Below are 525 nucleotides of genomic sequence, written 5' to 3'. Positions count from 1 at the left end.
CGAATAGCGCTTTCGTTTCGTCATGCGGATCAGTCCTTCGTCAATCGCCAAAGCTTAGCGACTGGTCCGAATTCCTGCGACCACCTCTGGAGTCGCGTTTGCGTCTGCCGCGATCAGGGTCGAAAGTTCTTAGGCCATGGCCCTTTCCAACCTCTGCTTCCGACGCTCCCAATCGGGCATCACCTTGTCGAGTAGCTCGAAAAAGGCAGCACCGTGATGAGGCTCCGCCATATGGCAGAGCTCGTGAGTAATCACGTAGTCGATGGCGTCGACCGGCGCCTGCACGAGGCGGCGGTTCAGCAGCAGGCGTCCGGCCGGCGACATGGACCCCCATCGCTGCCGGGTCTGGCGTACGATGAGGTCTTTCGGCCGGAATGCCTCCGGATTCGGGAAGTGGCCGAGGCAGAGCTCGATCCGCTCCGGAAACCTGATGTGAAGTAAGCGCGACGGCGTGGGCCTATGCGGCGAGGCTTGACGGCTGCGCGAAGCTCCAGGGCATGAGTTCCTCGATGCGGGCTTTCGGAT

General features: G+C 61.5%; 1 protein-coding gene. It reads right to left on the bottom strand.

Features of this window, described 5'->3' with window-relative positions; all coding sequences use genetic code 11:
• Positions 1-129 precede the first annotated feature (129 nt).
• Positions 130-525 (bottom strand): M48 metallopeptidase family protein (locus J0F76_RS20785; RefSeq protein WP_242690495.1); only part of this gene is annotated, 396 nt, incomplete at its 5' end.

The organism is Paracoccus fontiphilus (assembly GCF_017356265.1).
Taxonomy (GTDB): domain Bacteria; phylum Pseudomonadota; class Alphaproteobacteria; order Rhodobacterales; family Rhodobacteraceae; genus Paracoccus; species Paracoccus fontiphilus.
The sequence above is the reverse complement of the archived record's forward strand: the minus strand, read 5'-3'. Positions and strand labels throughout refer to the sequence as shown.